The following is a 25,588-nucleotide window of genomic DNA, read 5'->3' on the forward strand; positions in this document are numbered from 1 at the left end:
CCTTAGTACCCGCTCCGGTGCGGGTCACGCTCACCGCTTCGTGCGGCGGCTCCCGCCGTGCCAGTCCTCCTGTACCCCGGTCTCCCCGGGCGCCACGCCGAACGACGCCAGCTGGGGCCGCTCGCGCAGGCTGCGCTTGAGCTCCGCGAACCCGGGGAAGCGGGCCAGCCGGACGACGGCGTCCCACAGCTCGACCGCGTCGTCGTCGGCGGGCAGCCGGCTGACGACCGGGCCGAAGAAGGCGACGCCGCCGGGCGGCTCGAAGTGCAGGATCGGCGTCCCGACGTCCTTGCCGGTGAGCGCCAGCGCCTCGTCGGTCTCGGCCCGGATCGTGGCGTCCCAGCCGTCGTCGTCGAGGGCGTCGGCGAGGCCCGCCGGCAGCCCGGCGCGCTCCAGCACCGGCTCGAGGTAGGCCCGCGTGCCGCGCTCGCCGGCCGTGCCGGGCCGGTCGGGCTCGGTCTCGAAGACCCGCCGGCCGAGGGCCTCGTAGAGCGTGCCCACCGCTGCGCGGCCGTGCTCCTCGCGGGTGCGGGCGGCCACGCGCAGCAGCCGCAGCCCCGCGGTGTGGCCGGCCTCGTACTCGGGCGGGAAGTGGGCGTCGTAGTCGACGTGCGCGTTGAGCAGGCGCAGCGAGATGAACCGCCAGTCGACGTCGTACTCCCGCCGGGCCGCGACGGTGCGCACCCACCGGCTGGTCAGCCAGGCGAACGGGCACACCGGGTCGAAGTAGAAGTGCAGGTCGGCCATGGCCCGATGCTGCCCCGCCCGCGCGGGAGCCGCTCCTGGGGTGCTGTTCGTACGCCCCGGGCCTTGCAGCACCCCGGGCGGAGGAGGAACACCCCAGGAGGGCGCGGGTCAGCCGGCGAGCAGCGCCTCGATCGCCGTCCGGACCTCCGGCGCGCCGGGCTCGGTCATCGGGCGGAACCGCGCGACGACCGCGCCGTCGCCGTCGACCAGGAACTTCTCGAAGTTCCACTGGACCGGGCCGGCCTCGCCCGCGGCGTCGGGAGCCTCGGTGAGCCGCTGGTAGACCGGGTGCGCGCCCTCGCCGTCGACGTCGACCTTCCCCGTCATCGGGAAGGTGACGCCGTAGGTGGCCGAGCAGAAGGACCCGATCTCCTCGGCGGTGCCGGGCTCCTGCCCGGCGAACTGGTTGCACGGCACGCCGACGACGGTGAACCCGCGCGGGCCGTACTCCCGCTGCAGCTCCTCGAGCCCGGTGTACTGCGGGGTCAGGCCGCAGCGGCTGGCCACGTTGACCACCAGGGCCGGGCGGCGGCCGGTGAGCGCGCCGAGCGTGGTGTCCTCGCCCTGGAGGGTCGAGACGGGCAGGTCGAGCAGGTTGGTCACGGGCACTCCTCGCGGGCCGGACGGGTCGACGGCACCAGCGCGCGGGACGCCGGGCTCATTCCAGGTCGCTGATGTCGTCGGGGACGTCGACCGCGTGCTGCCGCAGCGCGGCCAGCGGCACGACCTCCAGCGACCGCGCGTTCGTGGCCGCGAGGACCACGCCGGCCGCGGCGCCGGCGCGGTAGGCCTGCAGCCAGCGGGCGGCGACGACGCACCAGCGGTCGCCGGGCCGCAGCCCGGGGAACCCGAACTCCGGCCGCGGGGTCGTGAGGTCGTTGCCGAGCTCGCGCTGCAGGGCGAGGAACTCGCGGGAGACGACGGCGCACACCGTGTGGCTGCCCAGGTCGTCCGGGCCGGTGCGGCACGCCCCGTCGCGGTAGAAGCCGGTCACCGGCTCGGTGCCGCAGGGCTCCAGGGGACCGCCCAGCACGTTGCGCTCGGTCCCCGGCTCCGGCTCGGTCACGACGGGATCGTGGCAGAGGTGCTCCCGGACGCGCCCGTCCGCGGACCCGGGCGGCGACGCTGCCGGCCGGGCCCGCGGAGCGGTCAGGCGGCGCCGGTCAGACGGCGTCCTCGCGACGGCGCCGGCCGGCGAGGGTCAGGCCGGTCCCCAGCGCGAGGGCCAGCAGGGCCGCGCCGAGGGCGGTCGCCGTCTCGGTGCCGGTGTAGGCCAGCTCCCCGGTGTCCGCGGAGCGGTCGGACGCCGTCCGGGAACCGGCCGACCAGGAGCCCGCCGCCCAGGAGCCGGCCGCCGAGGCCGCGCGGGTGGTCCCGGAGGCCCAGCCGGTCGCCGGGCCGTGACCGCGGTCGTGACCGGCGTGGTGACCCGAGCCGTGGCCCGGGCAGTCCTCGGGCGAGCCCGGGTGCTGCGGGTCGGTCGGGTCGGTCGGCGGCGCGCAGTCGCCGAGGGCGTCACCGAGCAGGCCGAGGCCCAGGCCGCAGACGGTCACCGGCACGTCGACGTCGATGCCGCCGTCGGAGCCGTCGCCCCCGGAGCCGGGACCACCGGGACCCTCCGTGCCCTCGGGGGAGCACCCGCCGAGCGCGTTCCCCAGCAGACCGATGCCGTTGCCGCAGACGGTGACGGGCAGGTCGACGTCGACGCCCTCGCCGGTCCCGGAGCCGTCAGTCGACCCGTCGCCCGAGCCGTCGCCGGGGGCCGCCGGCGAGCAGTCGCCGGCCGAGTCGCCCAGCAGCCCGAGGCCGTTGCCGCAGACGGTGACGGGCAGGTCGACGTCCAGCAGGCCGCCGTCGGCGTCGCCGGAGCCGCCCCCGGACGTGGCCGGCGTGCACTCGCCGGCGGCGTCGCCGAGAGCGCCCAGGCCGTTGCCGCAGACGGTGACCGGCAGGTCGACGTCGAGCGGGGAACCGTCGGACCCGGCGCCGGGCTCCCCGGTCGGGATCGCCGGGGTGCAGTCCCCGGCGGCGTCGCCGAGCACGCCGACGCCGTTGCCGCACGCGGTGACCGGGGCGTCGACGTCGAGCAGGTCGCCGAGCGGGCCGCCGTCGGCGGGGGCGGGGGCCGGCTCGGGGGCGGCGGTGCAGCCCCCGAGCGCGTCGCCCAGCAGGCCGACGCCGTTGCCGCAGACGGTGACCGGCACGGTCACCGCGCCCTCGGGGGTGGACGGGGCGGTGCCGCCGGCCGCGGCGTCGCCGAGCGCGCCGATCCCGTTGCCGACGACGGTCACCGGCACGACGACGTCGGCCGGGTCGTTGCTGCCCGGGGCCGGCGCGGCGGGCTCCTGGGTGGCGGTGCCCCCGGCGACCGAGGCGTCGTTGCCGCCGATCGTCACGGGCACCGAGACGTCGACCGGGCCCAGGTCGAGGGAGAGGTCCTGCGAGACGGCGGGCAGCTCGAGCCCGCCGACCGGGGTGCCGGTGTCGAGGACACCGAGCGCGTTGTCGGTGACGGTGACCGGCACCGTCACGTCGAGGTCGTCGGACGCGGCGGCGACACCGGTGCCGGTGGCCAGCAGGCCGCCGGTCATCAGTGCCACGCGCAGGGCGCGGGTGGCCCAGGGGTGCATGGAGGACTCCTGACTGAGGACGGGACCGCGTCCCGGACGGGACGGCGGGGACTGCGCTCGACCGGCTCGGGGGCCGGGAGGCGCGTCCTCAGTCGGGGGAGGTGGCGGGGTCGACCGGGTCGCCGGCGGCGGCGTCCCGGGCCTCGGCGGCGGCGGCCACGGCGGCCGCCCGCGGTGCGACGGGGACGGTCGCGCCGCGGTCGGAGGTGGGCTGGTCCGCACCGGCAGCGCCGGAGGCGGTGCCCGCGGGCGCCGGCACGGCCGGCGCGACGGGGACGGCAGGCGCGAGCGGCGGGACCGGCACGTCCGGCGACGGGACGGCGGCCGGTGCCGCGGCGGGCGCGGGACCGGTGACGTCCGCGGGCCGCTCGGCCGCGGCGGGGACCCGCGGGCCCGCGACGTCGGCACCGGGCCCGGCGGCCGGGGCGGCCACGACCGGCGCACCGGCGACGGCCGCGGGAGCGCCGGCCGGGGCGCCGGCCACGTCGGCGACAGGGGGTGCGGGGACGTCCACCAGGGGCGGCACGTGCGTCGGCGGGAGCGCACCGGCCACCGGCGCGAGGGCCTCGGTGACCGGGGACACCGCCTCGGTGACCGGCGCCAGGACCGGCCGCAGCGCCCCGGTGACCGGGGACAGCGCCTGCGTCACCGGCGCGACGACGTCGGTCACCGGCTCGAGGGCGCGGCCGACGGGCGCGACGACGTCCCGCAGCGGCACGGGGACCGGGGCGACCGCCTCGGCGACCGGCGCCAGGACGGGCGCGACCGCGTCCGCGACGGGCGCGACGACGGGCTGGGCGACGGACTCGACCACCTGGCCCACCGGCGCGGTGACCGCGCCCAGCAGGCCGCCGGGCGGCGGCTCCTCGGCCGAGGCGCCGGACGCGCCGGCCAGCCAGATCCCGGCGGCGGTCCCGGCGAGGACCGCCAGGCGGCCGCCCCACCGGCGCAGGCGGGTGCGACGGCACGGCAGCAGGGAACGCTCGTCCATCGCACCTCCCCCCGGTGTCGTCCGACACAGTGCTCACTCATTGGAACCGGTCCGTCACAGGAGTCGCCACGCGAGGACCGTCCCCTGATGGGGTGAAAACGAGACGGAACGGTCACGTCCAGTGAGGTCGACCCACCCGCCCCGGGGACACGGGAGGAGTGGCAGGGTGCCGCTGTGACCGCTGACGCCTCTCCCGCACCGGTGCTCTGGCAGCCCACCCGGGAGGTCCGGGAGGCGACGCGGCTGGCGGCCTTCGCCCGCGAGGTGGCCGCCCGCCGCGGGCTGGACCTGGACCCCACCGACTACGACGCGATCTGGCGCTGGTCGGTCGAGCACCTCGACCAGTTCTGGGCCGACGTCGCCGCGTGGTCCGGCGTGCTGCCCGGCGTCCCCGACGACCGGGTGCTCACCCGGCGGGAGATGCCCGGCGGCGAGTGGTTCCCGGACGCCACGGTGAACTACGCGGAGCAGGCGCTGCGGCACGCCACCGACGAGCACCCCGCGCTCATCGCCGTCGCGGAGGACGCCGAGCCGGTCGAGGTGTCCTGGGCCGACCTGCGCGCGCAGGTGGGCGCGTTCGCCGCGACCCTGCGCCGGCTGGGCGTGCGCCGCGGCGACCGGGTCGCCGGGTACCTGCCCAACGTCCCCGAGGCGGTCGTCGCGTTCCTCGGCGCGGCGTCGATCGGGGCGGTGTGGTCCTCCTGCGCGCCGGACTTCGGCACCCGCGCCGTGCTCGACCGGTTCGCCCAGATCGAGCCGACCGTGCTGGTCGCCGTCGACGGGTACCGCTTCAACGGGAGGCCCTACGACCGGCGCGGCGTCGTCGCCGAGCTCCGGGCCGCCCTGCCGACCGTGACGACGACGATCGCCGTCCCCCGGCTGTTCCCCGGCGAGCTGCCCGACGGCGCGCTGGCCTGGGCCGACGCCGTCGCCGACCGGCAGGAGCCCGGGTTCGAGGCGCTGCCGTTCGACCACCCGCTGTGGATCGTCTACTCGTCGGGCACCACCGGGCTGCCCAAGGGGATCGTGCACGGGCACGGCGGCGTGGTCCTCGAGGAGCACAAGCAGCTGGGCCTGCACGGCGACGTCGGCCCCGGCGACCGCTTCTACTGGTACGCCTCCACCGCCTGGATCATGTGGAACATCGCCACCTCGGCGCTGCTGCGCGGCGCCACCGTGGTCGTCCACGACGGCGCCCCGGCGTACCCCTCGGTCGACGCGCAGTTCGCCCTCGCCGCCCGGACCCGCCTCACCTACCTGGGCACCAGCGCCGGCTACCTCGTCGCCTGCGAGAAGGCCGGGATCCGGCCGGGGGAGACCCACGACCTGTCGGCGCTGCGGACGATCGGCTCCACCGGCTCGCCGCTGCCGGCCTCGGCGTTCGAGTGGGTCTACGACGCGGTCGGCCGCGACGTCTTCCTCGCCTCGGTCTCCGGCGGCACCGACGTCGCCACCGGCTTCATCGGCAGCACGCTGCTGCTCCCGGTGACCGCCGGCGAGCTGCAGCGTCCGATGCTCGGCGTCGCCGCCGCGGCGTGGGGCGAGGACGGCGAGCCGGTCACCGGGGAGCTCGGCGAGCTGGTCATCACCGAGCCGATGCCCTCGATGCCGCTGTACTTCTGGAACGACCCGGACGGCGCCCGCTACCGCGAGTCCTACTTCGAGCCGTGGCCGGGCGTGTGGCGGCACGGCGACTGGATGGAGGTCACCGAGCGGGGCACCTGCGTCATCACCGGCCGCTCGGACTCCACCCTCAACCGCGGCGGCGTGCGCATGGGCACCGCCGACATCTACGCCGCCGTCGAGAGCTTCCCGGAGGTCGCCGACTGCGTCGTCCTCGGCGTCGAGCAGCGCGACGGCGGCTACTGGATGCCGCTGTTCGTGCAGATGGCACCCGGCGCCGAGCTCACCGACGAGCTCGCCGGCCGCATCCGGGCCGCCATCCGCAGCTCGGCCAGCCCCCGGCACGTGCCCGACGAGATCCTCGTCGTCCCCGGCGTGCCGCACACCCGGACCGGCAAGCGGCTGGAGGTGCCGCTCAAGCGGCTGTTCCAGGGCGTGCCGCCGGAGAAGGCGGTCAACACCGGGGCCGTGGACGACGCGTCACTGGTCGAGCACTACGTCGCCCTCGCCCGGGAGCGCGGCGCCCGCTGAGAACGGCCCGTGCAGCGCCGCCCACTGCAGCAGCAGGACGGTCTTGGCGTCGGCGATCCGGCCGTCGCCGGCCATGGCCAGCGCGTCGTCGAACGGCAGCTCGAGCACCTCGATGTCCTCGCCCTCCTCGGCGAGCCCGCCCCCGGCCGACACCCGGTCGGCCGGGGTGCAGGGCCCGGCGAAGAAGGCCAGCCGCTCGGTCACCGAGCCCGGGCTCATGAACAGGTCGGGCAGCCGGGTGAGCGCCCCGACGGCGACGCCCAGCTCCTCCTCCGCCTCGCGCCGGACCGCGGCCTCGGCGTCCTGCTCGTCCAGGAGCCCGGCGGCGGTCTCGACGAGCATCCCGTCGGGCGAGCCGTTGACGTAGGCGGGGAAGCGGAACTGCCGGGTGAGCAGCACGGTGCGCCGGGCGGCGTCGTACAGCAGCACCGTGGCCCCGTTGCCGCGGTCGTGGGTCTCCCGCTGCTCGGTGCGCCAGGCGCCGTCGCGGCCGCGGCGGGCGAACGTCGTCCGCCGGTTGACGTACCAGGCACTGGAGAGCACCTCGACGTCCCGGACGACGACGTCGGGGTTGCCGGTGAGGTCTCGCCCCACCCGGTCCAGCCCGGTCCGGCCGCGCGCGTCGGGCACGTCGACGCCGGGGACACCGAGCACGCCGGTCACCGGGCCACCGCCGGCACCTCGTCGACGCTGGTGTAGACCGCCGCGCCGCGGGCGCGGGCCAGCTCCACCATCTCGTCGGACCCGGCCGAGGCGCCGGGCAGCCGCAGCACGGCGTCGACGCGGGCGACCAGCCGGCGGCCCATCGGGTGGAACACCTCGTCGAAGGCGGCGTCGCCCACCCGCGTCGACCCGGCGAGCCCGGCCAGCGGCAGGGCCAGGTCCTCCCCGTTGACGGCGAGGTGGCCGGCGCGGAACAGCTCCAGGCAGGCCCGCTGGATGGCCCGGTGGTTGGCCGCGATCTTCTCCGGGTCGTCGCCGGTGCCCCCGCGGTAGGGGCCGGCGACCAGGACGAACAGGGGCTGGCTCACGTGTAGTCGACCTCCACGCCGACGTCGTCGAGCGCGGCGAGGGTCTCCTGCGCCGCGGGGGTGAGCTGGGGGTCGCGGGCGCTGGCGTCCGTGACCAGGCGGCCGACCGCGTCCAGCGGGGCCACCGAGGCGAAGGCGCGGACGCCGAGCTTCGAGGCGTCGGCGACGACGAGGGAGCCGCGGGCCTGCTGCAGCCCGACCTGCTTGACCGCGGCGTCCTCGAGCGTGAACTCCGACCAGCCCGCCGCGGCGCTCACCGCCCCGATCGACATGACGAACAGGTCGAAGGTGAGCTGCCGCAGGACCGCGGCGGTCAGCGGGCCGGCCAGGCTCCGCTCGCCCGGCCGCGACTCCCCGCCGACGACGAGCAGGCGGATCCCCGGGCGGTCGGCCAGCGCGTCGGCGACCGGCAGGCTCACGACGGCGGTCGTGAACGGGCCCTCGCCCGCGGCCGCCCGGTCGGCCAGCGCGCGGGCCACGTGCACCGTCGTCGTCCCGGCGTCGAGCAGCACGGTCGCGCCCGGCTCGACGAGGGCGGCGGCCCGGCGGCCGATCCGGTCCTTGAGGCCGGCCTGCCAGCCGGCCCGCGCGGCGAAGCCCGCGGAGCTCTCCGCCCCGGCGACGGCGACCGCGCCGCCCCGGACCCGCTCGACCAGCCCGCGGGCCTGCAGCGCGTCGAGGTCGCGCCGCACGGTCATCTCGGAGACGCCCAGGCGGGCGGCGAGGTCGGCGAGCGAGGCCCGGCCGGCGTTGCGCACCAGCCGCAGCGTCACGTCGAGTCGGTCGGGGAGGGCCACGGCGGTAGTCCTACCAGCAGTGTGTGAGATCTGTGAAGTGCTTGTGCGATGCGGCTGGTGGGCGTGTGCTCGGTCACGCTCCCGCGGACGCGCCGTGCAGGTCAGGAGCCGGGCGCGCATGGTGAGCAGGGACCTGGACCGCGACCCCTGACCGCGACGGAGAGAGGCCCACGACGATGACGTCGACCCAGGAGCGCCCCGCCGACCTGCTCGAGCCGCAGCCGCCCGCGCTGCTGCCGCCGTGGCACACCCCCGAGCGCGAGGCGCTGCAGGAGCAGGCCCGCCGGTTCGCCCACGACGAGGTGCTGCCGGTCGCCGACGAGCTCGACCCGCAGAAGGGGCTGCTGCCGGAGGCGCTGCTGGCCCGGATGGCCGAGCTCGGCTACTTCGGCATCACGGTGCCGGCCGAGCACGGCGGCCTGGGCCTCGGCGTCTTCGAGTACTGCATGGTCTCCGAGGAGCTGGCCCGCGCCTGGATGAGCAGCGCGAGCATCCTCGCCCGCTCCCAGGGCCTGGGGACGGCGGTGGCCGACCCCGCGCGGCGCGGGGAGCTGCTGCGCCGCAGCGCGAAGGGCGAGTGGATCGGCGCCATCGCGCTGTCCGAGCCCGACGCCGGCTCCGACCTCGCCGGCGTCTCCACCCGGGCGGTCCTCGACGGTGACGAGTGGGTGGTCACCGGGCACAAGCGCTGGTGCGGCAACGCGGAGGCCGCGGACTTCATCCAGGTCCTCGTCCGCGAGCGCGACCCCGCGCCGGGGGAGTCCCGCTCCGCCGGGCTGGTCAACCTGCTGCTGGAGAAGGAGCGCGGCGCGTTCCCGCCCGGGCTCACCGGCACCCCGATCGACAAGATCGGCTACCACGGCTTCCTCACCTGGGACCTGGTCTTCGACGGCGTGCGCATCCCGCGGGAGAACGTGGTCGACCAGGCGGCCGCCAGCGACGAGCAGGGCGAGGCCGCCCGGCGGGCCGGGTTCGCCGAGGCGCAGAAGTTCCTGAACACCGCGCGGGTGCACACCGCCGCCCGCGCCGTCGGCCTGGCCCGCGCCGCGCTCGAGGACTCGATCGTCTACCTGCAGGAGCGCGAGCAGTTCGGCCACCCGATCGGCGACTTCCAGGCGCTGCGCTTCGCCGTCGCGGAGATGGCCGCCCAGATCGAGCAGGCGCGCGCCTTCTACCGCCAGGTCGCCCACCTCATCGACCTCGGGACGCGGTGCGAGAAGGAGGCCTCGATGGTCAAGCTCGAGGCCACCGAGATGGCGGTGCGGGTGACCAACCAGGCCATGCAGCTGCACGGCGGCAACGGCTACACCACCGAGCGGCAGGTCGAGCGGCACTGGCGCGACGCCCGGCTGACCACGATCTTCGAGGGCACCAGCGAGATCCAGAAGCGGATCATCAGCGACCGCCTGCTGCCCCGCTCACCGCTCACGTGACGAAGGACCCCCTCGCCCCCCGCCGCTCGCACGCTCGCGGCGGGCCCCTGCGAGGGGGCCGGAGGTCCCGCGCGAGGAGGGGCTGACGGGACGGCGTCCCTCCTCTACGGTCCCGCGCGGCCCGCAGCCGGACCGCCCGCCGGGCGGCCCCCGCGGGCCGGTCCCGGTCGTCCGCCCGGGGCCCGACGACGCCCGAGGAGAACCGTGTCCCGCACCCGTCCGACCGCCCGCCGTGCCCTCGCCGGGGCGCTGCTCGGCTCCGCCCTGCTGCTGTCCGCCTGCGGTGGCGGGGAGCTCGACGACCTCGCCGCCGCGGCCGAGGACGCCGGTGCGGCCGGGGACGCCGGCGCCGCGCCCGACGTGCCGGAGGAGTGCCTGGCGGCGTTCCCGCTGGCCGTCGCCGGCGGGGCGGACATCGCCGACGTCGAGTCCGTCCCGGCCGGCTTCCCGGAGCCGCCGGATGGGTCGACCCTGTGCGAGACCGGCGGCACGGCCGACGGCAGCCAGGAGTACGCGAACTACGCCTCCGACCTCGCCGCCGAGCACGTCCTGGCGCACTACGCGTCGGCCGCCCCCGCCGCCGAGCCGACCGAGACCGGCCTGGGCGAGCCCGCGGTGGCGGGTACCTCCGGGGACGTCTTCTGGCAGGTGGAGCCGGTCGACGGCGGCTTCCGGATCGTCTTCGCGCCCGGGGCCTGATGCCACGACGCTCGTGCCCTGCACACCGGTGGGTGCAGGGCACGAGCGTCACCCGGCCGCGGGAACCGCGGCGTCGGCGTGCGCGACGTGGGCCAGCTCGCGCCAGATCAGCGCCAGCAGCACCGCCGACCCGGCGAACGCGAACCAGAACGGGCCGGTCACCCCCCAGGCCCGGGCGACGACCCCGCCGACGGCCTGACCGGCCAGGATGCCGCCGAAGACGCCCATCGCGTAGAGGCTCCCGACCCGGCCCTGCAGCCCGGCCGGCACCGCACGCATCCGGACCGTGCGCGACGTCGTCCCCCAGATGAACGCGTGCGCGCCGAAGACGAACAGCACCGGGGCGGCCACCCACGGCGTGGTGGCCAGCGCCAGGACCAGGTGGGTGAGCGTCTCGAGTAGCAGACCGACCCGCATGAGCGCGGCGATGCCGACGCGCCGCTCCAGCCAGTCGTAGGACGCGGTCCCCACCATGCCGCCCAGCGCGCCGACCGTGGTGAGCAGGCCGTAGCCGGCCGCGCCCAGGCCCAGCCGCTGGTCGGCGTAGAGGACGAGCACCGACCAGGCGGCGCCGTAGGTGACGTTGAACAGGACGATCGTGACGGTCAGCGTCCGCACCGCGGGGTGGCCCCAGGTCCAGCGCAGCCCCTCGGCGACGTCCCGGCCGACCCGCCCCCGCCGCGCCGGCCGCTCAGGTGCCGGGACCCGCATCCGCGCGACGAGCACCGCGCCCAGCGCCACGAGCACCCCCTGGGCGAGGAACGGCCACGCGGCGCCGGCCACGAACAGCAGGCCCCCGACGGCCGGCCCGGCGAGCTGGTTCATCGTCAGCGTGCCCGCGGTCAGGCGCGCGTTGCCGATGCCCAGGTCGGCCCGGTCGACGACCATCGGGAGCAGGGTGCCGGCGGCGGTGTCGGCGAAGACCTCGGCGGTGCCCAGCACGAACAGCGCGACCAGCACGGGCACCAGCCCGACGTCGCCCGTGAACAGGGCGGCGGCCAGCACGGCGAGCACCCCGGCGCGGGCCAGGTCGACGGCGGCGACGAGCAGCCGCCGGTCCACCCGGTCGGCCAGGACGCCGGCGTGCAGGCCGAACAGCAGCCACGGCAGCTGCTGCAGCAGGGCGCCGAGCGCGACCAGCAGCGGGTCCTGGGTGCGGGCGGCCACCAGCAGCGGCCCGGCCGCCAGCGCCACGCCGTCGCCCAGGTTGCTCACCCACGACGACGCCACCAGCCAGCGGAACGACGTCCCCATCCGGGCGGGCAGCACCGCCTCGACCACCCGGCCCACGGGAACGGGACTGTAGCGCCGACCGTTCCTGCGCTCTCCCGGTAATCCGGCTGACTGCTGTCGGCCCCGTCGGCGAGCATGGGGCCGACGGCGCCGACGGGGCGCCGACCCCCGAGGAGGACCCGAGATGGCCGGCCTGCCGCGCGCGCTCGCGCCCCTGCGGCACCGCGACTACCGCCTGCTGGCCGCCTCGATGGGGCTCTCGCTGCTCGCCCAGGGGCTGTGGACGGTCGCGCTGGTCTGGCAGGTGGTCGACCTCGGCGGCGGGCCCGCCGCGCTCTCTTTCGCCACCGCCCTGTCCGCCGGCGGCATGCTGGCCAGCACGCTGCTCGGCGGCGCCCTGGCCGACCGCGTGCCGCAGCGGCAGATCCTGCTCGGCGTCGCGCTGCTGCAGACGGCGGCGGTCGGGCTGGTCGCCGTCCTGTCGCTGGCCGGGGCGCTGGCACTCGGGCCGCTGGCCGCGGCCGCGCTGGCCCAGGGCGTCGGGATGGGGCTGTACTACCCGGCCTACTCGGCGCTGGTGCCGAGCGTGGTCCCGGCCGGCGACCTGCTCGCCGCCAACGGCCTCGAGGGCGTCGTCCGCCCGGCGCTGGCGATGGCGATCGGGCCCGCCGCCGGCGGGGTGCTGGTCGGCGCGTTCTCGCCCGGCGCGGCGCTGTTCGCGACGGCGCTGACCTCGGCGGTCTCGGCCGCGTGCGTGGCGGCGCTGCCGACGCTGCCGGTGCGCCGTGACGAGGTCGGCTCGGGCCTGTTCGCCGACGTCCGCGAGGGCGTCGCCTACATGGTCCGGACGCCGTGGCTGCTGGCGACGCTGCTGTTCGCCTCGCTCATGGTGCTGGTGTTCATGGGCCCGTTCGAGGTGCTGGTCCCCTTCGCGATCCGCGACCAGACCGGCGGCGGGCCGACCGAGCACGCCTGGGTGCTGGCCGCGTTCGGCATCGGCGGCGCGCTGGGGTCGGCGGTCGTCGCCTCGCTGCGGCTGCCGCGGCGCTACCTCACGGTCATGAACCTGCTGTGGGGCTTCGGCTGCGTGCCGATGGTCGTCTTCGGCTGGACGTCGTCGCTGTGGCTGATGATCGCCGCGGCCGGGGTGCTGGGCGCGGCGTTCGAGTCGAGCACGGTCATCTGGGGGACGCTGCTGCAGCGGCGGGTGCCGCCGGCGCTGCTCGGGCGGGTGTCCAGCCTCGACTTCTTCGTCTCGCTGGCGTTCATGCCGCTGTCGATGGCGCTGGCCGGGCCGGTCAGCGAGGTGGTCGGGCTCACCGGCACGTTCCTGCTCACCGGGCTGGTGCCGCCGCTGCTCGCGGTCGCGGCGATCCTGTACTGGCGGCTGCCGGCCGACGAGATCGCCCACCCGCTCGACGTCCCCGCCGGGGAGCCGGCGGAGCCCGAGACGGTCAGCGAGCCGGAAGGCGCAACACCCGGGCCTCCCAGGGCCTGAGCACGGCGGGGTCGTCCTCGGGCAGGTTCCCGAGGACGACCTCCGCGCCGACCGCCTCGGGGAGCAGGCCGGCGAGGTCCTGCTCCTTGGCACCCATGTTGCAGACGACGAGCAGCGTGTCGCCGTCGAGGCTGCGGGTGAACGCGTACACCTCGTCGTGGTCGGGCAGCAGCATCGTGAAGTGCCCCAGCGCCACCACCGGGTCCTCGTGCCGCAGCGCGATCAGCCGCCGGTGGTGGGCGAACACCGAGGTGGGGTCGTCGCGCTGGGCGGCGGCGTTCCACTCGACGTGGTCGGGGTTGACCGCCAGCCACGGCGTCCCGGTGGTGAACCCGGCGCTCGGCGAGGCGTCCCACTGCACGGGCGTGCGGGCGTTGTCCCGGCTCATCCGGCGCAGTGCCGCGAACACCTCGTCGGGGTCGGCGCCGTGCGCCACGGCCTGCACCTGGTGGTTCAGCGACTCGACGTCGCGGAACTGCGCCAGGTCGGTGAACGGGAAGTTCGCCATCCCGATCTCCTCGCCCTGGTAGACGTAGGGCGTCCCGCGGTGCAGGTGCAGCAGGGTGGCCAGGCAGGTCGCGGAGTCCCGGCGGTACCGGGGCGAGTCGTCGCCGAAGCGGGACACCGCCCGCGGCTGGTCGTGGTTGTCCCAGTAGAGGGAGTTCCAGCCGACGTCGGCCAGGCCCGTCTGCCAGCGGCCGAAGGAGGCCTTGAGGTCGCGCAACCGCAGCGGCCGGGGAGAGAACTTCGAGCCCTCGAAGTCCAGGCCCACGTGCTCGAACTGGAAGACCATGTCCACCTCCCCGCGCGCCGGGTCGGTGAACAGCAGCGCGTCCTCCACCGTCGCGCCGGGCGTCTCCCCGACCAGCAGCAGCTGCTCCCGCCGGCCGGTGAACACCTCGCGGTGCATCTCCTGCAGGAACTCGTGGATGCGGGGGCCGCACACCACCGACGCGGTCGCGTCCCCCCAGGGCAGGCCGGGCAGCGGCGGGCCGTCGTGCAGCTCGCCGTCCGGGCCGACGTCCTTGCTGATCAGGTTGATGACGTCCATGCGGAACCCGTCGACCCCGCGGTCGAGCCACCACCGCATCATCGCGTAGACCGCGTGCCGGACCTCGGGGTTCTCCCAGTTCAGGTCGGGCTGCTTGCGGTCGAACAGGTGCAGGTAGTACTCGCCGCTGGCCTCGTCGAGCTCCCAGGTGGAGCCGGAGAAGAAGCCGTGCCAGTTGGTCGGCTCGGCGCCGGGGTCGCCGGGCGCCAGGCCCGCCCGCGGCGGCCGCCACCAGTACCAGTCCCGCTTGGGCGAGTCCGGCGACGACCGGCTCTCCACGAACCACGGGTGCTCGTCGCTGGTGTGGTTGACCACCAGGTCCATCACCAGCTTCATCCCGCGGGCGTGCAGCCCGGCGACCAGCTCGTCGAGCTGCTCCAGCGTGCCGAACAGCGGGTCGACGTCCTGGTAGTCGCTGATGTCGTAGCCGTTGTCGGCCTGCGGCGAGGGGTAGACCGGCGAGAGCCAGACGACGTCGACGCCGAGGTCGGCCAGGTGGTCCAGCCGCTGCAGGACCCCGCCGAGGTCGCCGATCCCGTCGCCGTCGGAGTCCTGGAACGAGCGCGGGTAGACCTGGTAGACGACGGCACGGGTCCACCACGGCGCGTCAGCGGGGGTCACCCGACCAGCCCAGCACGCCTCCGGCGGCCGCGCACCCCGTCAGCCGGGGAGGGTGTGGTGCACCGCCTCGACGTTGTTGCCGTCCGGGTCGCGGAAGAAGCCGCCGTAGTAGCCGGGGTGGTACTCCGGCCACAGCCGCGGCTCGTGCAGCACCTCCGCCCCCGACTCGCGGGCGAGCGCCACCACCTGGTCGACGGCGGCCCGCGACGGCGCCTGCAGGGCCAGGTGCACCGGCCGCTCGGAGCCCTCGGTCAGCGGCCCGAGCCACAGCCGCGGCTGCCCGTCCGGCCCGCAGAGCCCCACCACGGGACCGCCCGGGACGGCGATGCGCACGGCCTCCCGGACGCCGGCCGGCGCCAAGACCCGGGTGTAGAAGGCGGTCGCGGCGTCGACGTCGGCGACCTGCAGCGCGAGGTGGTCGATCACGCCGCCGGACCGTAGCCCGGCGGGGCGGGCAGGTGGAACCGCTGTTTGGATGGTCGGGACCCGTCGGGGACCCCCCGGCACCCCTGATCCGAGGAGGATCCGATGGCCGAGCCCCTGAGCCGACCCGACGTCGAGCCGCCCACCGGGCCCGCGCCCGACGACCTGGTGATCGAGGACCTCGTCGTCGGCGACGGCCCCGAGGCCACGGCCGGCGACCTGGTCAGCGCCCACTACGTCGGCGTCACCCACGACGGCGGCGAGCAGTTCGACGCCTCCTGGGACCGGGGCGACCCGCTCGAGTTCCGCCTCGGCGTCGGCATGGTCATCCAGGGCTGGGACGAGGGCATCCAGGGCATGCGCGTCGGCGGCCGCCGCCGGCTGACGATCCCCCCGCACAAGGCCTACGGCGACCGCGGCGCCGGCGGCGTCATCAAGCCGGGCGCGACGCTCGTCTTCGTCGTCGACCTCGTCGGCGTGCGCTGAGCCCCCCGCGTGCGGTCGTGCCCCGCCCCGCTCCCGATCGGGGCGGGGCACGACCCGCCGCTGACCGGCACGTGGTTGCGCCGGGCAACTGTGGGGCACCGGTGCGGCCATGAGCGAGCCGGTCCCCACCCGTGAGCACGTCCGCGCGAAGGAGGGCACCGGCGGGGAGAAGGGCGGGGAGTCCACCGGCACCGTCGTCGTCGCCGGCCTGGCCAACCTCGGCATCGCCGTCGCCAAGCTGGTCGGCGGGCTGGTCAGCCACTCCTCGGCGATGCTGTCCGAGGCCGCGCACTCGCTGGCCGACACGATCACCGAGGTGCTGCTGTTCGTCGCGCTCAAGCGCGGCACCAAGGCGCCCGACGCCCGCCACCCGGTCGGCTACGGCCGGGAGACCTACTTCTGGGCGCTGCTGGCCTGCCTCGCGACCTTCACCCTCGGCGCCGGCTTCTCCTTCTACCAGGGGATCGAGACCGTCCTCGAGGGCGAGGAGCAGGGCTCGCCGCTGATCGCCTACGTCGTCCTGGCCGTCTCGTTCGTCCTCGAGGGCGCCTCCTGGCTCAAGGCGGTGCGGCAGGTCCGCGGGGCCGCCCGCAGGTGGGGGACGACGCCCCGCCGCTACCTGGCCGAGACCACCGACACCACGGTCAAGGCCGTGACGTTCGAGGACAGCGCCGCGCTCGTCGGCCTCGTCCTCGCCGCGCTGGGCCTGTTCCTCGAGCAGGTGACCGGCGACCCGGTGTGGGACGGCGTCGCCGCGATCCTCATCGGCGTGCTGCTGCTCCTGGTGGCCGGGTCGCTGGCGCGGGCCAACGTCTCGCTGCTCATCGGGCAGTCGATCCCGCGCCGGCTGCAGGACCAGCTGCGCGAGGAGATCGCCGGGCTGCCCCAGGTCGACGACGTCCCGGTCCTGCTCACCACGGTCATCGGGCCCGGGCAGCTGGCCGTCATGGCCAAGGTCGACTTCGCCGACACCGCGACCGTGGCCGACATCGAGCGGGCCTCCGACGAGGCCGAGCGGCGGCTCGTCGCCCGCCACGAGGGCGTCCGCTTCGTCTTCCTCGACCCGACCCCCGGCGACGGCCGCGCCCGCGCGGAGGCCCACCGCGCGGAATGACGGCGGCCGGACCGTGGTTGGGGGATGCCGTGCGCATCGAGGTCTGGTCCGACGTCGTCTGTCCGTGGTGCTACATCGGCAAGCGCCGGTTGGAGACCGCGCTGGAGCGGTTCCCCCACCGCGACCGGGTCGAGGTGGTCTGGCGGTCCTTCCAGCTCGACCCCACCATCCCCGAGGGCGAGACCCACGCGACCCTCCCGGCGCTGGCCGCCAAGTACGGCCGCCCGGTCGAGGACATGCGCGCGATGATGCGGCACGTCGAGGAGACCGCCGCCGGTGAAGGCCTCGAGTACCACCTGGCCGACGGCGTCAGCGGCAACACGCTGCTCGCCCACGAGGTCATCCACCTGGCCGCCGAGCGCGGCCTGCAGGGCGCGGTGAAGGAGCGGCTGCTGCACGCCCACTTCGAGGAGGGCCGCTCGGTCTTCGACGTCGACTCGCTGGCCGCCCTGGCCGTCGAGGTGGGCCTGGACGAGGCCGAGGTGCGGGCGGCGCTCGCCGACCACCGGTTCCGTCCCGCGGTCCTCGCCGACGGCGCCACCGCCCAGGCGCTCGGCGCCACCGGGGTGCCGTTCTTCGTCGTCAACCGGAAGTACGGCGCCGCGGGCGCCCAGCCGGCCGAGCTGCTGCTGCAGGTGCTGGAGCGGGCCTGGGCCGACGCCCACCCGCTGGTCACCGTCCCCGCGGCCGAGGGCTGCGAGGACGGCTCCTGCGCGGTCTGAGACCCCGGACGGCGGAGGGCCCCTCCCCGGCGGCAGAAATGGCCATCTCTGCCGCCGGGGAGGGGCCCTCCTGCGTCGTGCGGTCAGCCCATCGCGGGGCCGCCCTGCTCGGTGCCCGACAGGGTCTTCAGGAACTCGTGGCAGCGCTTGGCGCGCGCCGAGTCCTGCTCCATCACCTCGCGGAAGAAGCCGGCGATGTCGTCCAGGCCCGCGTTCTCCGCGTCCCGGACGTACTGGCCGTAGTCGTGCCCGGCCTTCAGCGAGTGGTACTGCACCGAGATCAGGTCGTAGGCGACGTCCTCGAATCCGGTCTCACCCGTGGCCATGTCGGACCTCCTCGTCGTCGGAGAGGGACGTCGGCACGGGTTCCCCGCAGGCCAGCAGCGGAAACGGACCGGCCCGTCACGACGCGCCGGAGACCGCGCCTCCCGTGACGTCCCCGCCGCCGGCGTCGTCGGCGAGCGTCCGCCCGGCCGTCGTCCCCGCGTCGTCGGCCGCGAGCTCCTCCTCGCCGGTGGACGCCGGGTCGTCGTCGGTCGAGGCCAGGTCCGCCCCCTCGGCGTAGGCGCCGGGGTCGGCCTGCGTCGTCCGGGGGTCGTTGAGGGGGTCCGGGACGTCGGGGTCGGTGACGGTCATGGCCGGTCCCTGCCCGGGGCGGCGGGCTGGCAACCCCGCGCGGCGTGCGGCAGGGTCGGCGCGACGGGTCCCCCGACGGACGGAGACGCCCCGTGACCGACCCCGCGACCCCCGCCGACCCGCCGACCCACCGCACCGGCGCGGTCGCCGAGCTGCCCGACGGCCGCCTCCGGCTGGAGTTCCGCCGCTCCTGGGGCGACGGGCCCGACGCCGTCTGGGCCGCGCTCACCGAGCCCGACCGGCTGGCCCGCTGGTTCGGCACCTACGAGGGCGAGCGGGCCCCCGGCGGCCGGGGGACGCTGACGATGACCCACGAGACGGAACCGGCGGCGATGGAGGCCCGCATCGCCGAGTGCGACCCGCCGCGGAGGCTCGTCGTCGAGTGGCCGGACCAGGAGGACTGGCGGGTCGGGCTCGCCGTGGTCGTGGAGAGCGGCCGGACGACGCTGCACCTCAGCCAGGACTTCGCCGCCGGCACCGACGTCACCGACTACGCGCTCGGCTGGCACTGGTACCTGGACAAGCTCGACGCGGAGATGGGCGGGCACCCCGACCCGGGCGACTGGGACTCCTTCCTCGCCCGCGTCGGCCCCGACTACGGCCGGGCGCCGGGGGGCTGAGCGCCGAGCGCGGCCATGACGGCGGCGGTGACCAGCCCGGCGGCGACCACCGCGGTCTCGACGGGCTCGGCGCCGGCCGGGGTCAGCCGCCGCCGCACCAGCCGCTCGGCGAGGTAGCCGGGCACGAGGGCGGCGCCCGTGGCGGCGAGGACCCGCGGGGCGCGCCGGTCGTCGCCGGCGGCGAGGCGGGCCAGCGCCCGGCCGTGGACGGCCAGGGTCCACGCCGGCGGGCCGAGCGCGGTCCCGGCCCACCAGGCGTCGCGGCCGACCGTCGCCGCGCGCCCGGACAGCACCGGCGTGTCGAACGCGTGCCGCCGGCGCAGCGACAGCGCCGTCCCGGCCAGGCCCGCCGCCAGCTGGACGGCGGAGGCGGCGAGCAGCGCCCCGCGGCGGCGGGTCACCGGGCGCGCTCGGGCACCTGCACGGGTGCCGGCCCGGTCCACGGCCCCAGCGTGCCGAGGAGGGCGTTGCGCCGGCCCAGCCGCGGGCCGGCCTGCACCGGGTAGGCGTCGTAGGCGCCGGTGAGGTCCCGCGCGGCGTGGACGGCGAAGTTCGGGTCCTCCTGCGCCTCCCGCGCGACGGCGACCAGGTCGGCCAGGCCCCCGGCGACGACGGCCTCCGCCTGCCGCGCGTCGACGATCAGCCCCACCGCCATCGTGGCGACGTCCGCCCCCTCGCGGATGCCCGCGGCGAAGGGCACCTGGTAGCCGTAGCCGAGCGGGTGCTCCCAGCCGCCCAGGCCGCCGCCGGAGGCGTCGACGACGTCGACCCCGCGGGCGCGCAGCTCGCGGGCGAACGCGATCGTGTCGCCGAGGGTGATGCCGTCGGGCGTGCCGTCGACGGCGGAGACCCGCACGAACAGCGGCCGGTCCTCCGGCCACGCGGCGCGGACGGCCTCGACCACCTCCAGCGGGAACCGCCGGCGCGCCTCCCGCGAGCCGCCGTAGGCGTCGGTGCGCCGGTTGGACAGTGGCGAGAGGAACTGGTGCAGCAGGTAGCCGTGCGCGGCGTGCACCTCGACGACCTCGAACCCGGCCTCGACCGACCGCCGGGTGGCCGCGGCGAACGCCTCGCGCAGCTCCCCGAGCTCGGCGACGGTCAGCTCGTGGGGCACCGGCCCTCCGGGGACGGCGGGCACCGGGCTGGCCGAGACGGTCGGCCACGGCTGCTCGCCCGGGAGCGCGTCCTCCGGGGTGACCGGGGCCCCGCCCTCCCAGGGGCGGTGGCTGCTCGCCTTGGCGCCGGCGTGGGCGAGCTGGATGCCGGCGACCGCTCCCGAGGCGCGCAGGAAGCCGGCGACCCGGGCCAGCCCGGGCACGTGCGCGTCGGACCACAGGCCGACGTCGCCGTGGCTGATCCGCCCCTCCGGCGTCACCGCCGTCGCCTCGACGACGACCGTGCCGAAGCCGCCGAGCGCGAACCGGCCGAGGTGCACGAGGTGGTAGTCGCCGACCAGCCCGTCGGTCACCGAGTACTGGCACATCGGGGCGACGACGAGCCGGTTCGGCAGGGTCACCCCGCGCAGCGTCAGGGGGGTGAACAGGGCCGGGGAGGGCGCGGAGCCGTTCGTGAGACTGGTCACGCCCGAGAGCCAACACCGCTCCGACCTGCGGTGTTCCCGGTGCCCACCCTGCGCGGACGTAGACGTCCTAGACGTAACATCTCTCACCGTTACAGGCGGGTGTCCCCGCTTGTACGCTTCCCGAACCCGACGGCCGGACCCGTTCCGCCGGCCCCGGGGAGACAGCACGCACCGGCGCCGGTGTCCCCGACACCCGGCGTGCCCAGAGGATGGAGACGCCGTGACCTCCGTGACCACCCCCGGTCTCGACAACGCCCCCACCACGCACGCACGGCTGCTCGCCTGGGTGCGCGAGATGGCGGAGCTGACCACCCCGGACGAGGTCGTGTGGGTCGACGGCAGCGACGAGGAGTGGGAGCGGCTCACCCAGAAGCTGGTCGACGCCGGCACCTTCACCCGCCTGGCGAAGAAGCCCAACTCGTTCTGGGCCGCGTCCGACCCCACCGACGTCGCGCGCGTCGAGGACCGCACGTTCATCTGCTCGGTCGACGAGGCCGACGCGGGGCCGACCAACAACTGGATGGCCCCCGACGAGATGAAGTCGATCATGACGGAGCTGTACCGGGGCTCCATGCGCGGCCGGACGATGTACGTCATCCCGTTCTGCATGGGCCCGGTCGAGGCCGAGGACCCGATGTTCGGCGTCGAGCTCACCGACTCCGAGTACGTCGTCGTCTCGATGCGGGTCATGGCGCGCATCGGCTCGCGGATCCTCGAGGCGATGGGCACCGACCGGCCGTTCGTGCCGGCCATGCACTCCCTGGGCGCCCCGCTCGAGCCGGGCCAGGAGGACGTGCCCTGGCCGTGCAGCCAGACCAAGTACATCGTGCACTTCCCCGAGGAGCGGGCCATCTGGTCCTACGGCTCGGGCTACGGCGGCAACGCCCTGCTGGGCAAGAAGTGCTACTCGCTGCGGATCGCCTCGGCGATGGCCCGCGACGAGGGCTGGCTCGCCGAGCACATGCTGATCCTCAAGCTGACCAGCCCGCAGCAGAAGACGTACTACGTCGCGGCGGCCTTCCCGAGCGCCTGCGGCAAGACCAACCTGGCGATGCTCGAGCCGACCATCCCCGGCTGGAAGGTCGAGACCCTCGGCGACGACATCGCCTGGATGCGGTTCGGCGAGGACGGCCGGCTGTACGCGCTCAACCCCGAGTTCGGCCTGTTCGGCGTCGCGCCGGGCACCGGCTGGGACACCAACCCCAACGCGATGCGCACCATCGACAAGGGCAACTCGGTGTTCACCAACGTCGCGCTCACCGACGACGGCGACGTCTGGTGGGAGGGCATGACCGAGGAGCCGCCGGCGCACCTCACCAGCTGGAAGAAGCAGGACTGGACGCCGGACTCCGACGAGCCCTCCTCGCACCCGAACTCGCGGTTCTGCACCCCGATCGAGCAGTGCCCGATCCTCGCGCCCGAGTACGACGACCCGAAGGGCGTGCCGATCTCGGCGATCCTCTTCGGCGGCCGCCGCAAGACCACGATCCCGCTGGTCACCGAGGCGCGGGACTGGAACCACGGCGTCTTCATGGGCGCGACGCTGTCCTCGGAGACGACGGCCGCGGCCACCGGTGCGGTCGGCGTCGTCCGCCGCGACCCGTTCGCCATGCTGCCGTTCATCGGCTACAACGCCGGGGACTACTTCCGGCACTGGGTCGAGACCGGCAAGGCGCACGACTCCACCAAGCTGCCGCGGATCTTCTACGTGAACTGGTTCCGCCGCGACGAGGACGGCGGCTTCCTGTGGCCGGGCTTCGGCGAGAACAGCCGGGTGCTCAAGTGGGTCGTCGAGCGCATCGAGGGCACCGCGGCCGCCGAGGAGACCGCCGTCGGCCACGTGCCCACGCCCGACTCGCTCGACGTCTCCGGCCTGGACATGACCGAGGACCAGGTGCGCAAGGCGCTCGCCGTCGACAAGGACGAGTGGCGCGCGGAGCTCCCGCAGATCACCGAGTGGTTCGAGAAGTTCGGGGACAAGCTGCCCAGCACCCTGTGGGACGAGCTGGAGATCCTCAAGAGCCGGCTCGCCTAGGCGCAGCCACGCGGGCCCCGCACCGGACAGCGTCGTCCGGGGCGGGGCCCGTGCTCGTCGGTGCCCGTCCGTGCACGGACCGGAGCCGTCTGCCTGCCGAGCGTGCGGACGTCGGTTAGCGTGGCTGGCGGTCCCGCGTCCCCCTGACGACAGGTTCGCTCCCCGGTGCCCAATCCCTACCTGCACGTGCTGCGCACGCCGCACGCGCTGCCCATGGTGCTCGCCGCCTTCATCGGCCGGCTGCCCCTGTCGATGGTCGGCCTGGGGTGCGTCCTGCTGGTCGCCGACGAGACCGGCTCCTACGGCCTGGGCGGCACGGTCGCCGCCGCGGGCGCGGTCACCACCGCCCTGGCCGGCCCGGTCATCGGCCGGCTGGCGGACACCTTCGGCCAGCGCCGGACGCTGCTGCCCGTCGTCGCGGTCTTCGCGGCGGCCGGCGCGCTGTTCCTCACCGCGGTCAAGGACGACTGGCCGCGGTGGACCTTCTTCGTCACCGCGGGCATCGCGGGGGCGTGCATCCCGCCGGTCGCCTCGATGATCCGGGTGCGCTGGACCCACCTGCTGCGCGGCACCCACCGCCTCCACACGGCCCTGGCGATGGAGTCCGTCGTCGACGAGCTGGTGTTCATCGTGGGGCCGGTGCTCGTGACCTTCCTGTCCACCACCGGGCACTCGACCTCGGGCGTGGTCACCGCCTTCACCCTCGCCGTCGTCGGCGCGCTGCTGTTCGCCGCGCAGGGGCGCACCGAGCCGCCGCCGCACGGGCACGCGGCGCGCAAGGGGCCCTCGGCCATCCGCACGCCGGGGCTGCGGGTGCTGTTCGTCGTGGGCGCCGCCGTCGGGTCCATCCTCGGCACGCTGGAGATCGCGCTGGTCGCCTTCGCCGACGAGGTCGGCGCCATGGCCCTGTCCGGCGTGCTCATCGCGGGCCTCGCGCTCGGCTCGATGATCAGCGGCATCGGCTGGGGCGCGGTGCACTGGCGGCACCCGCTGCGGCACCGGCTGCTCGTCGTGCTGGCGACCCTCACCGTGCTCACCGTGCCGCTGGTCCTCATCGGCAACGTCTGGGTGATGATCCCGTTCGTCGTCGTGGCCGGGGTGGCCGTCTCGCCGTCGCTGATCAGCTCGTTCACCCTCGCCGAGCTCATCGTGCCGCGGGTGGCGGTGACCGAGGCGTTCACCTGGATCGGCACCGCGCTCGGCCTCGGCGTCGCCGTCGGCACCTCGATCGCCGGGAAGGTCGTCGACACCGTCGGCGCCAACGCCGCGTTCCTCGTCGCCACGGTCTCGGCCGGGATCGCCGCCGTCGTCGTGCTCGCCGCGCAGCGGCTGCTGCACGTGCCGGCCGAGCACGCCGCCGAGCCGGCGATGGCGCGCTGACCCGGCCGCGTCCCGCCGCGGGCGGCGGCCGGGTCCTCGGCGTCGCGCCCGAGCGGCTCGGCCGGTGGCTGGACGGCGTCGCCGCCCGCCACGGCGCCTTCGACACGGCCGTCGACGACGACGGCACCGTGCGGGTCACCTGCGCCGACGGCACGACCGTGACGCTGCGCGCGCCGTTCGGCTGGACCCCGGGCCCGCCGCTGCTCGCCACCTTCACCGCCGCCGCGCGTCGGCCGCGGCGGGCCGCCGTCCTGCTGGTGCGCCGCGGCCGCTGGGCCACCGGCGTCTTCGACGGCGCGGACCTCGTCGTCTCCAAGGTCGACAGCCGGCTGGTGCAGGGCCGCAGCGCGGCCGGCGGCTGGAGCCAGCAGCGCTTCGCCCGGCGCCGCGGCAACCAGGCCGACGCCGTGGTCGCCGCGGCCACCGACACCGCGGCCCGGGTGCTGCTGCCGCACGCCGGCGACGTGGACGCGCTGTTCACCGGCGGGGACCGCGGGATGGTCGACGCCGTGTTCGCCGACCCCCGGCTCGCCCCGCTGGCGGCGCTGCGCCGGGAGCCGGCGCTGGAGGTCGGCGAGCCGACGAAGGAGGTCCTGCTGGCCACCCCGGGCCGGTTCCGCGCCGTGCGGGTGCACGTCGTGGAACCCGGCGACCGTCCCTGAGCTCAGCCGTTCGGCAGCAGGACCAGCCGGATGGGGTCGCCCTCCTTGCGCTCGAGCATCTCGACGCCCCTGGCGGCGTCCTCGAGCGGCAGGGTGCCGGAGATGGAGCGGGAGAGGTCCAGCCGGCCGTGCCGGACGAGGCCGACCAGCTGCTCCACGTGCCCGGGCTCGGAGCCGTAGTGGCCGAGGATCCGCTGCGAGAAGTAGCTGAACTGCGTGCCGTTGCGGATGGTCAGCGGCTGGTCGGTGAGCCCGACGAGCACCAGCCCGCCCTCGCGCTCCAGGCAGCGCACCGCCTGCTCGCGCACCGCGGCCACGCCGGCGAAGTCGAACGCGTGGGACAGGCCCGCGCCGCCGGTGAGCTGCCGCACCCGGCCGGCGACGTCCTCGGACGGGTCCAGGGCGAGGTCGGCGCCGAACTCCAGGGCCCGCTGCCGGGCGGCCTCCACCGGGTCGACGGCGACGATCGGCGCCGCGCCGGCCAGCCGCAGCAGCTGCACCGCGTGCGCGCCGAGCCCGCCGATGCCCCACACGCCCACCGGCTCCCCGGCGCGCACCCCGGCGGTCTTCACGATCGAGGCCCACGGCGTCGACACCGCGTCGGGCACGATGCACGCCTGCTCGAAGGGCAGCTCGTCGGGGATGGGCACGAGGGTCCCCACGGTGGCCAGCGCGTACTGCGCCCACCCGCCGTCGTAGTCGACGCCGCGGGTGTGGATCCAGCCGTCGACCTCCTCGCCGGCCTGCAGGAGGACCCGCTGCCCCGGCTGCCAGCCGGTCACGCCCTCCCCGAGCTCGGCGACGACGCCGGCCACCTCGTGGCCGAGCGTGACCTCCTCGCCCTGCAGGAACAGCGGGTTGAGCGTGCCGTCGACGAGGTGGACGTCGGACAGGCAGATGCCGGCCGCGCGGACCTCGACCAGCACCTGTCCCGGTCCGGGCGCCGGGCGCGGCACCTCCTTGACCTCGAACTGCTTGGTGCGCACGTTGAGCCGGCCGGCGAGCATCGAGTCGGGCATGTCCCGCATCCTCCCCACCGGCCC

General features: G+C 75.9%; 27 protein-coding genes. 11 read left to right on the forward strand and 16 right to left on the reverse strand.

What is annotated here, in order from left to right; translation table 11 throughout:
- Nucleotides 1–30: 30 nt before the first annotated feature.
- From ACI8AR_RS14335 to ACI8AR_RS14355, 5 genes are all read right to left on the reverse strand, one after another.
- On the reverse strand, nucleotides 31–747 hold the full coding sequence (locus ACI8AR_RS14335; RefSeq protein ID WP_457051626.1) for a mycothiol-dependent nitroreductase Rv2466c family protein: 717 nt from the start codon (nucleotides 745–747) through the stop codon (nucleotides 31–33).
- Nucleotides 748–855: 108 nt separating this feature from the next.
- Nucleotides 856–1,350, reverse strand: coding sequence for a glutathione peroxidase (locus ACI8AR_RS14340; protein ID WP_457051627.1), 495 nt, complete (start codon nucleotides 1,348–1,350; stop codon nucleotides 856–858).
- 55 nt (nucleotides 1,351–1,405) lie between these two features.
- Complete coding sequence (locus ACI8AR_RS14345) at nucleotides 1,406–1,813, reverse strand: DUF2237 family protein (RefSeq protein ID WP_457051628.1); 408 nt, start codon at nucleotides 1,811–1,813, stop codon at nucleotides 1,406–1,408.
- A 97-nt stretch (nucleotides 1,814–1,910) separates the two neighbouring features.
- Nucleotides 1,911–3,377: a hypothetical protein gene (locus ACI8AR_RS14350; protein WP_457051629.1), complete on the reverse strand. Its 1,467-nt coding sequence runs from the start codon at nucleotides 3,375–3,377 to the stop codon at nucleotides 1,911–1,913.
- Nucleotides 3,378–3,465: 88 nt separating this feature from the next.
- Nucleotides 3,466–4,368: a hypothetical protein gene (locus tag ACI8AR_RS14355; RefSeq protein WP_457051630.1), complete on the reverse strand. Its 903-nt coding sequence runs from the start codon at nucleotides 4,366–4,368 to the stop codon at nucleotides 3,466–3,468.
- Nucleotides 4,369–4,542: 174 nt separating this feature from the next.
- On the opposite strand from ACI8AR_RS14355, the gene ACI8AR_RS14360 reads away from it, so the two are divergent.
- A complete protein-coding gene (locus ACI8AR_RS14360; RefSeq protein WP_457051631.1) occupies nucleotides 4,543–6,522 on the forward strand; it encodes an acetoacetate--CoA ligase in 1,980 nt (659 codons plus the stop codon).
- Here the strand turns inward: ACI8AR_RS14360 and ACI8AR_RS14365 are convergent.
- From ACI8AR_RS14365 to ACI8AR_RS14375, 3 genes are read right to left on the reverse strand one after another with little or no spacing between them, the layout of a single operon-like run.
- The gene (locus ACI8AR_RS14365; RefSeq protein WP_457051632.1) at nucleotides 6,472–7,185 is read right to left on the reverse strand and encodes an NUDIX domain-containing protein; all 714 of its coding nucleotides are present in this window, start codon (nucleotides 7,183–7,185) and stop codon (nucleotides 6,472–6,474) included. The two genes, ACI8AR_RS14360 and ACI8AR_RS14365, sit on opposite strands and share 51 nt — an antisense overlap.
- Nucleotides 7,182–7,553, reverse strand: coding sequence for a DUF4406 domain-containing protein (locus tag ACI8AR_RS14370; protein ID WP_457051633.1), 372 nt, complete (start codon nucleotides 7,551–7,553; stop codon nucleotides 7,182–7,184). Before ACI8AR_RS14370 ends, ACI8AR_RS14365 begins: the two co-directional genes overlap by 4 nt.
- A complete protein-coding gene (locus tag ACI8AR_RS14375; protein ID WP_457051634.1) occupies nucleotides 7,550–8,350 on the reverse strand; it encodes a DeoR/GlpR family DNA-binding transcription regulator in 801 nt (266 codons plus the stop codon). Before ACI8AR_RS14375 ends, ACI8AR_RS14370 begins: the two co-directional genes overlap by 4 nt.
- Before the next feature lie 176 nt (nucleotides 8,351–8,526).
- Between ACI8AR_RS14375 and ACI8AR_RS14380 the strand changes: the two genes are divergently transcribed.
- Together ACI8AR_RS14380 and ACI8AR_RS14385 are read left to right on the forward strand one after the other, a co-directional pair.
- Nucleotides 8,527–9,783: an acyl-CoA dehydrogenase family protein gene (locus tag ACI8AR_RS14380; RefSeq protein WP_457051635.1), complete on the forward strand. Its 1,257-nt coding sequence runs from the start codon at nucleotides 8,527–8,529 to the stop codon at nucleotides 9,781–9,783.
- A 204-nt stretch (nucleotides 9,784–9,987) separates the two neighbouring features.
- Nucleotides 9,988–10,482: a hypothetical protein gene (locus tag ACI8AR_RS14385; protein ID WP_457051636.1), complete on the forward strand. Its 495-nt coding sequence runs from the start codon at nucleotides 9,988–9,990 to the stop codon at nucleotides 10,480–10,482.
- A 48-nt stretch (nucleotides 10,483–10,530) separates the two neighbouring features.
- On the opposite strand, the gene ACI8AR_RS14390 is transcribed toward ACI8AR_RS14385, so the two are convergent.
- Nucleotides 10,531–11,772, reverse strand: coding sequence for an MFS transporter (locus ACI8AR_RS14390; RefSeq protein ID WP_457051637.1), 1,242 nt, complete (start codon nucleotides 11,770–11,772; stop codon nucleotides 10,531–10,533).
- Between the two features lie 127 nt (nucleotides 11,773–11,899).
- Here ACI8AR_RS14390 and ACI8AR_RS14395 point away from each other — a divergent pair, with 127 nt between their 5' ends.
- The gene (locus ACI8AR_RS14395; protein ID WP_457051638.1) at nucleotides 11,900–13,213 is read left to right on the forward strand and encodes an MFS transporter; all 1,314 of its coding nucleotides are present in this window, start codon (nucleotides 11,900–11,902) and stop codon (nucleotides 13,211–13,213) included.
- Here ACI8AR_RS14395 and ACI8AR_RS14400 read toward each other — a convergent pair.
- Together ACI8AR_RS14400 and ACI8AR_RS14405 are read right to left on the reverse strand one after the other, a co-directional pair.
- Nucleotides 13,170–14,885 (reverse strand): glycoside hydrolase family 13 protein, encoded by a 1,716-nt coding sequence (locus ACI8AR_RS14400; protein ID WP_457051639.1) that lies wholly within the window; start codon nucleotides 14,883–14,885, stop codon nucleotides 13,170–13,172. The genes ACI8AR_RS14395 and ACI8AR_RS14400 overlap by 44 nt on opposite strands.
- A 39-nt stretch (nucleotides 14,886–14,924) precedes the next feature.
- Nucleotides 14,925–15,311 (reverse strand): VOC family protein, encoded by a 387-nt coding sequence (locus tag ACI8AR_RS14405; protein ID WP_457051640.1) that lies wholly within the window; start codon nucleotides 15,309–15,311, stop codon nucleotides 14,925–14,927.
- 102 nt (nucleotides 15,312–15,413) lie between these two features.
- On the opposite strand from ACI8AR_RS14405, the gene ACI8AR_RS14410 reads away from it, so the two are divergent.
- From ACI8AR_RS14410 to ACI8AR_RS14420, 3 genes are all read left to right on the forward strand, one after another.
- On the forward strand, nucleotides 15,414–15,794 hold the full coding sequence (locus ACI8AR_RS14410) for an FKBP-type peptidyl-prolyl cis-trans isomerase (protein ID WP_456929985.1): 381 nt from the start codon (nucleotides 15,414–15,416) through the stop codon (nucleotides 15,792–15,794).
- 109 nt (nucleotides 15,795–15,903) lie between these two features.
- Nucleotides 15,904–16,908 (forward strand): cation diffusion facilitator family transporter, encoded by a 1,005-nt coding sequence (locus ACI8AR_RS14415; protein ID WP_457051641.1) that lies wholly within the window; start codon nucleotides 15,904–15,906, stop codon nucleotides 16,906–16,908.
- Nucleotides 16,909–16,937: 29 nt separating this feature from the next.
- Nucleotides 16,938–17,630 (forward strand): DsbA family oxidoreductase, encoded by a 693-nt coding sequence (locus ACI8AR_RS14420; protein ID WP_457051642.1) that lies wholly within the window; start codon nucleotides 16,938–16,940, stop codon nucleotides 17,628–17,630.
- 83 nt (nucleotides 17,631–17,713) lie between these two features.
- Here ACI8AR_RS14420 and ACI8AR_RS14425 read toward each other — a convergent pair whose 3' ends face one another.
- Both ACI8AR_RS14425 and ACI8AR_RS14430 read right to left on the reverse strand, forming a co-directional pair.
- Nucleotides 17,714–17,956, reverse strand: a complete 243-nt coding sequence (locus ACI8AR_RS14425) for an acyl carrier protein (protein WP_456935217.1) — start codon at nucleotides 17,954–17,956, stop codon at nucleotides 17,714–17,716.
- 76 nt (nucleotides 17,957–18,032) lie between these two features.
- Nucleotides 18,033–18,266 carry a hypothetical protein gene (locus ACI8AR_RS14430; RefSeq protein WP_457051643.1) on the reverse strand — a complete coding sequence of 78 codons (234 nt, stop codon included), beginning with the start codon at nucleotides 18,264–18,266 and terminating at the stop codon, nucleotides 18,033–18,035.
- A 92-nt stretch (nucleotides 18,267–18,358) separates the two neighbouring features.
- Between ACI8AR_RS14430 and ACI8AR_RS14435 the strand changes: the two genes are divergently transcribed.
- Nucleotides 18,359–18,886 (forward strand): SRPBCC domain-containing protein, encoded by a 528-nt coding sequence (locus tag ACI8AR_RS14435; RefSeq protein WP_456935219.1) that lies wholly within the window; start codon nucleotides 18,359–18,361, stop codon nucleotides 18,884–18,886.
- Here ACI8AR_RS14435 and ACI8AR_RS14440 read toward each other — a convergent pair.
- Both ACI8AR_RS14440 and ACI8AR_RS14445 read right to left on the reverse strand, forming a co-directional pair.
- Nucleotides 18,862–19,287 (reverse strand): hypothetical protein, encoded by a 426-nt coding sequence (locus tag ACI8AR_RS14440; RefSeq protein ID WP_457051644.1) that lies wholly within the window; start codon nucleotides 19,285–19,287, stop codon nucleotides 18,862–18,864. The two genes, ACI8AR_RS14435 and ACI8AR_RS14440, sit on opposite strands and share 25 nt — an antisense overlap.
- Nucleotides 19,284–20,468, reverse strand: coding sequence for an NADH:flavin oxidoreductase/NADH oxidase (locus tag ACI8AR_RS14445; protein ID WP_457051645.1), 1,185 nt, complete (start codon nucleotides 20,466–20,468; stop codon nucleotides 19,284–19,286). The genes ACI8AR_RS14440 and ACI8AR_RS14445 overlap by 4 nt, the downstream gene beginning before the upstream one ends.
- A 220-nt stretch (nucleotides 20,469–20,688) precedes the next feature.
- On the opposite strand from ACI8AR_RS14445, the gene ACI8AR_RS14450 reads away from it, so the two are divergent.
- From ACI8AR_RS14450 to ACI8AR_RS14460, 3 genes are all read left to right on the forward strand, one after another.
- A complete protein-coding gene (locus ACI8AR_RS14450; protein ID WP_457051646.1) occupies nucleotides 20,689–22,503 on the forward strand; it encodes a phosphoenolpyruvate carboxykinase (GTP) in 1,815 nt (604 codons plus the stop codon).
- Between the two features lie 165 nt (nucleotides 22,504–22,668).
- Complete coding sequence (locus tag ACI8AR_RS14455) at nucleotides 22,669–23,883, forward strand: MFS transporter (protein ID WP_457051647.1); 1,215 nt, start codon at nucleotides 22,669–22,671, stop codon at nucleotides 23,881–23,883.
- A complete protein-coding gene (locus tag ACI8AR_RS14460; RefSeq protein WP_457051681.1) occupies nucleotides 23,880–24,545 on the forward strand; it encodes an acVLRF1 family peptidyl-tRNA hydrolase in 666 nt (221 codons plus the stop codon). Before ACI8AR_RS14455 ends, ACI8AR_RS14460 begins: the two co-directional genes overlap by 4 nt.
- A 2-nt stretch (nucleotides 24,546–24,547) precedes the next feature.
- On the opposite strand, the gene ACI8AR_RS14465 is transcribed toward ACI8AR_RS14460, so the two are convergent.
- Nucleotides 24,548–25,564, reverse strand: a complete 1,017-nt coding sequence (locus ACI8AR_RS14465) for a zinc-binding dehydrogenase (protein ID WP_457051648.1) — start codon at nucleotides 25,562–25,564, stop codon at nucleotides 24,548–24,550.
- Nucleotides 25,565–25,588 lie beyond the last annotated feature (24 nt).

It is taken from the genome of Geodermatophilus sp. SYSU D01036 (genome assembly GCF_054050435.1).

Excerpts from the sequence above, each read along its gene's own strand:
- ACI8AR_RS14335 (WP_457051626.1), bottom strand. The coding sequence starts at position 747 with ATGGCCGACCTGCACTTCTACTTCGACCCGGTGTGCCCGTTCGCCTGG.
- ACI8AR_RS14350 (WP_457051629.1), bottom strand. The coding sequence starts at position 3,377 with ATGCACCCCTGGGCCACCCGCGCCCTGCGCGTGGCACTGATGACCGGC.
- ACI8AR_RS14355 (WP_457051630.1), bottom strand. The coding sequence starts at position 4,368 with ATGGACGAGCGTTCCCTGCTGCCGTGCCGTCGCACCCGCCTGCGCCGG.
- ACI8AR_RS14380 (WP_457051635.1), top strand. The coding sequence starts at position 8,527 with ATGACGTCGACCCAGGAGCGCCCCGCCGACCTGCTCGAGCCGCAGCCG.
- ACI8AR_RS14395 (WP_457051638.1), top strand. The coding sequence starts at position 11,900 with ATGGCCGGCCTGCCGCGCGCGCTCGCGCCCCTGCGGCACCGCGACTAC.
- ACI8AR_RS14410 (WP_456929985.1), top strand. The coding sequence starts at position 15,414 with ATGGCCGAGCCCCTGAGCCGACCCGACGTCGAGCCGCCCACCGGGCCC.
- ACI8AR_RS14415 (WP_457051641.1), top strand. The coding sequence starts at position 15,904 with ATGAGCGAGCCGGTCCCCACCCGTGAGCACGTCCGCGCGAAGGAGGGC.
- ACI8AR_RS14425 (WP_456935217.1), bottom strand. The coding sequence starts at position 17,956 with ATGGCCACGGGTGAGACCGGATTCGAGGACGTCGCCTACGACCTGATC.
- ACI8AR_RS14430 (WP_457051643.1), bottom strand. The coding sequence starts at position 18,266 with ATGACCGTCACCGACCCCGACGTCCCGGACCCCCTCAACGACCCCCGG.
- ACI8AR_RS14465 (WP_457051648.1), bottom strand. The coding sequence starts at position 25,564 with ATGCCCGACTCGATGCTCGCCGGCCGGCTCAACGTGCGCACCAAGCAG.